Source organism: Candidatus Neomarinimicrobiota bacterium (assembly GCA_041862535.1).
GTDB lineage: Bacteria > Fidelibacterota > Marinisomatia > SCGC-AAA003-L08 > TS1B11.
On record JBGVTM010000154.1, the window covers coordinates 1 to 4687 of the forward strand.

The window sequence follows — 4687 nt, forward strand, 5'->3', positions numbered from 1 at the left end:
AGTCGGCTCCGCGGGGACTTCCTCGACCGCTGCCGCTTCAACTGCGGCTACCTCTTCCGGTTTAGCGGCGGCCACCTTCTTCTTCCGCTTGGGCTCGGCCTTCTCTTCCACCTCAGCCTGCTCTACAGTAGCCTCCTCAGCCTCCGGCTTGAGCGCCAGGACATCGGACATAAGAACAACCTTCTTGTCATCAACACTCAGCTCTTGGACAGTGACATCCAGGGTGTCACCGGGCTTGATATGCTCAGTGGCTTTTTTGCGGTCACGCTTGGGGACCTCTCTTAGGGGGATAATACCCTCCATGTCCATTTCCATTTGGAGGATCACCCCTTTATCAAGTATCCGGATCACCTCACCTTTCACCTGCTTACCCGATGTGAAGTAGGCCTCGATTTTATCCCAGGGATCCTCCTGGACCTGTTTGAGACCCAGAGCGATCCGTCGATTCTCACGGGACACATCCAGAACCCGGACTTCCACCTGGTCACCCTTGGTTAAGACTTCCTTGGGATGACGGACATTCTTGGTCCAAGACAAGTCGGTGATGTGGATGAGACCATCGATACCCTCTTCCAGTTCTACGAAGGCACCGAATTGTGTCAGGTTTCGCACCTTCCCGGTTTGGATCGTTCCAACCTTGTATTTTTCCTCAATCTGATCCCATGGATCCGGCTGCAGCTGCTTAACTCCCAACGAAATCTTCCGCTCGGTGACATCCATATTCAGGATTTTGGCTTCAATGGTCTGTCCCAGTGTGAACATTTCTGACGGGTGCCGAATATGCTTGGTCCAGGACATTTCCGAGACGTGGATCAAGCCTTCCACTCCTTTTTCGATCTCCACAAAGGCACCATAATTGGTCATGCTCACAATTCTGCCTTCCACCACCGAACCGACAGGGTACTTGACTTCCACACTATCCCAGGGATGGGGCTGGAGCTGTTTGAGACCCAAGGAGACACGTTGCTTTTCCGAGTCGAAATCGATTACTTTCACGGTGATAGGCTCATCCAACTCGACTATCTCGGAGGGGTGACCGACACGCCCCCAGCTCAAGTCGGTAATATGGAGCAGGCCATCCAGGCCGCCCAGATCCACAAAGACACCGAATTCGGTGATATTCTTCACACGACCATCGAGAACCTGCCCCACGTGCAGCTCGGCGATGAGACTATCCTTGCGTTCCTGCAGATCAGCCTCCAACAGCTCTTTGCGCGAAAGGACAATATTTTTCCGCGCTTCATTGAGCTTCACAATTTTGAACTCATATTCCTGACCGATGTACTCATCAAAATCTTGAACGGGCCGGATATCGATCTGGGATCCAGGTAGAAAGGCTGGCACGCCACTCAGATCCACCACCATGCCGCCCTTGATGCGGCGCATAATTCGGCCCACAATGGTCTCGCCGCTATGAGACTTTTCACGAACCTCCGCCCATCGCTGCATGAAATCGGCCTTCTCTTTAGAAAGCACCGTCTGGCCGTTGGCATCCTCCATTTTTACCAGATAGACGGTAATTTCGTCACCGATTTGAGGCAGCTCATCCGGTCGGAATTCTTCCCTGGGGACAATGCCCTCGGATTTAAAGCCGATATCAACCAGAATTTCCCGCTCATTGGTGCCAATAACCCGACCTTTTAGAACCTCATCTTCCCGGATATCTCCCAGAGAAGAGCGCATGATCTCTTCCAGGGAAGTATCTCTTTTCACTACTTCCGAGGCCTCCATTGCATACAGCTGCTCGGGTGTAACGGTGGTTATTTCGTCCAAAACTGAGGGCGCGAGATAGTCCACATCTGCCTGCTCGTGCGCATCGGCAGCTGCTTCTTCTCCTTCAACGGCTTCAGCCACCCTCGCCTCAGCCTCAGTGACCTCCGAAGCTGTTGCCTCCATCTCAGTCGGTCCCAGTTCGTCCTCTACAGCTTCCTGTCCAATGTCCCCTGCGGTCTCTTCGGGTATAGGCTCCGGGATTTCCTTATCACTCATGCTGGGCTTGCATCTCCTTGTTTATGTCGGTTTCACCTTCCTGTCGCCGGGCTTGGTTAACATGGGCAACAATCGAATCAACCTGGGCCGGGATCGTCAGGCTGGTCGTATCTACGATTACGGCATCTTCGGCCTTCTTAAGAGGTGAGATCTCTCGGGTAGAATCCTCCTCGTCTCTCTGGCGGAGCTCTTCGATAATCTGCTCCAGGGGGGGATTGAGACCTCGGGCACGGAGCTCATCATAGCGACGTCTGGCCCTCACCTCCAGGTCAGCCACCAGAAAAAATTTGAATCGGGCATCGGGGAAAACACGCGTGCCGATATCGCGTCCTTCGCAGACCACGGGGCGCTCCCTGCCGATTCGCCGCTGCAATCCTACCATTCTCTCACGCACCGAAGCGAGAGCGCTGTAAGCGCTCACCTGCTGGGTGATCTCCGGTGTGCGGATAGCCTCGGATACGTCCCGCCCGTTGAGCAATGTGCGCTGATGGTCCGTTCCGGTGGATTTGAACTGCACGTCAAGCGACGCCAGCAGTTTCGCCATGGCGGCGGATTCCTTTGGTGGCAGCCGATTTTCCAGACAAGCGAAGGTCACCGCGCGGTACATGGCCCCCGTGTCCAGATGCACAAAACCTAGTCTCCGGGCCACCATCCTGGCAGTAGTAGTTTTCCCCGATGCGGCCGGACCATCAATGGCTACCACCATTTGCACGGATTTGACCTCATCAAAAAGCAAGCAAGTTTAATGCTATCGAGCATGAATATCCATCTGTTTCTATGTGGTTTGCATTCCCTCCCGGGCCCCGGTCAGGCGATAGAGACTGTTCACTTCTGTCTGCCGGAGCCGACGGTATTTGCCCGGCCGCAGGTTATCGGCGGAAAGCCCGGCGAAACTGGTACGGTGCAAGTGGAGGAGGGGCAGTCCATAATGCTCGAAGATGCGTTTAACCTCCCGGTTTTTCCCTTCGGTCAGGGTAAGTTGGTATACGGTTCGTTGAGCTTGCCGGGCCACCGGGCGCAACTGGGCCCGGACCTTGACCCCTCCTGCAATGACTATTCCTGAAATTATCTGGTCTATGGCGTGGGCGCTCAACTGGCCCTTCACCTCCACCAGATAGCATTTCTCGATCCCATAGCGGGGATGGGTCAGCCGGTTGGCCAGTTCCCCATCATTGGTAATGAGGAGAGCGCCGGTGGTATCCCGATCCAGCCTCCCAACCGGAAACAGGCGCCTGGGATCACGAATAAGCTCTACCACTGTCAGTCGACCACGAGGATCCGAGACCGAACTGATCACCCCCGCCGGCTTGTGGAGCAGATAAACCACCCGTTCCGCTGCCAGCTCCACCGGTCGACCATTGACCTCAACCAGATCATTCACATCGATTCCGACACCCAGGCTGGTGACCCGTCGGCCATTCACCTGAACCCGGCCGGCCGTAATGAGCTCATCAGCCTTACGGCGGGATGCTACACCTGCCTGGGCGAGGTATCTATTCAGCCGCATGGCCCACGGGTGTCGGAGCTTCTTCCCCGCCCATGATCTCATCGATTTCTTTCAACCTGGGCAGGTCGCCGAGGCGACTGAGGCCGAAAGCCTCGAGAAAAGCAGACGTGGTACTGTAGAGTAATGGCCGGCCCACACATTCATCGCGCCCTTTGATAGCGACCAGCTCCTTCTCCAGCAGCGTCCGCAGTACCGACACGGAGTTGACCCCCCGGATCTGATCAATTTCGGTCCTGGTCACGGGCTGGCGATAGGCCACTATCGCCAGGGTTTCCAGAGCAGCTCGCGTAAGGCTCAGCTTGCCCTCCTTCCGAAGCAGGCGTTGCAGGTAGGGTTGATACTCGGCCCGCGTCACCAGCTGATATCCCCCAGCGACGGCGATGATATCCACCGGGCGCTGCTGATCCTGAAACCGTTCTCTCAGTGTAGCTACTACATCTGGAAGCCTGATGTCGTTGCGCTCAAGGGTCTGGTTAAGCCTGACTTGAGTGAGCGGCTCTGGGGTCGCCGTCAGTAGCGCCTCGATGATTTGAATAATTTCCTGGTCTACTGGATGGGCCATCAATCCACGAGAACTCTCACCAAATAGATATCTTCGAAGGGGGCCGACTGTTCGACAATGATCATGCCGGTCCGCATCATTTCAAGTACAGCCAGGAAGGTGATTACTACTTCCCGGACATTCCGAGCCGTCATCAGAACCTGGCGAAAGGCGATCCGGCCGACGGACGCGAAGGCTTGATGGATAGTCCGGATGGTATCGTCGAGTTTGATCGGTTCGGTCCTCACTTCCAACGGTCCCGGCCGCGGCATCCGGTCCATCACCTCCCGGACAACTCCCATGAGCTGGAACAGGGAGATGTCCTTGAGGTATTCACCAGGGCAGAGGCCGTCACCAGCCCCGTTTCCAGTATGACCGATAGGATAATGAGCGCTACGCAGCTCAGCGAGCCGGCCTAGTTCCCCGGCTGCCTGTTTGAAACGCTGGTATTCCACCAATTGCTGGACCAGCGCCTGGCGCGGATCTTCAATCGGCTCATCGTCAAGGGGCTCCGGCCGGGGAAGGAGCATGCGGGCCTTGATGTGCATCAGGGTGGCGGCCAGGAGGATAAACTCGCCGGCCACCGTCAGATTCAAAGCCTCCATGAGCTCCAGATAGCTGAGGTATTCCGCCGTAATATGGGCAATGGG

5 protein-coding genes are annotated in these 4687 nt (G+C 56.0%); all 5 read right to left on the bottom strand.

What is annotated here, in order from left to right; translation table 11 throughout:
• Positions 1-1989, bottom strand: a 1989-nt coding sequence (gene rpsA, locus ACETWG_05755; GenBank protein ID MFB0516093.1) for a 30S ribosomal protein S1, incomplete at its 3' end; no start/stop codon positions are given.
• Positions 1982-2695, bottom strand: coding sequence for a (d)CMP kinase (gene cmk / locus ACETWG_05760; GenBank protein MFB0516094.1), 714 nt, complete (start codon positions 2693-2695; stop codon positions 1982-1984). The genes cmk and rpsA, both read right to left, overlap by 8 nt.
• A 69-nt stretch (positions 2696-2764) precedes the next feature.
• Positions 2765-3538 carry a pseudouridine synthase gene (locus tag ACETWG_05765; GenBank protein MFB0516095.1) on the bottom strand — a complete coding sequence of 258 codons (774 nt, stop codon included), beginning with the start codon at positions 3536-3538 and terminating at the stop codon, positions 2765-2767.
• Positions 3483-4058 (bottom strand): SMC-Scp complex subunit ScpB, encoded by a 576-nt coding sequence (gene scpB / locus ACETWG_05770; protein ID MFB0516096.1) that lies wholly within the window; start codon positions 4056-4058, stop codon positions 3483-3485. Before scpB ends, ACETWG_05765 begins: the two co-directional genes overlap by 56 nt.
• Positions 4058-4687 (bottom strand): ScpA family protein (locus ACETWG_05775; protein MFB0516097.1); only part of this gene is annotated, 630 nt, incomplete at its 5' end. The genes ACETWG_05775 and scpB, both read right to left, overlap by 1 nt.

What these genes read in the sequence shown, in the direction of transcription:
- cmk (MFB0516094.1), bottom strand. Translation starts at nt 2,695, where the DNA reads ATGGTGGTAGCCATTGATGGTCCGGCCGCATCGGGGAAAACTACTACT.
- ACETWG_05765 (MFB0516095.1), bottom strand. Translation starts at nt 3,538, where the DNA reads ATGAGATCATGGGCGGGGAAGAAGCTCCGACACCCGTGGGCCATGCGG.
- scpB (MFB0516096.1), bottom strand. Translation starts at nt 4,058, where the DNA reads ATGGCCCATCCAGTAGACCAGGAAATTATTCAAATCATCGAGGCGCTA.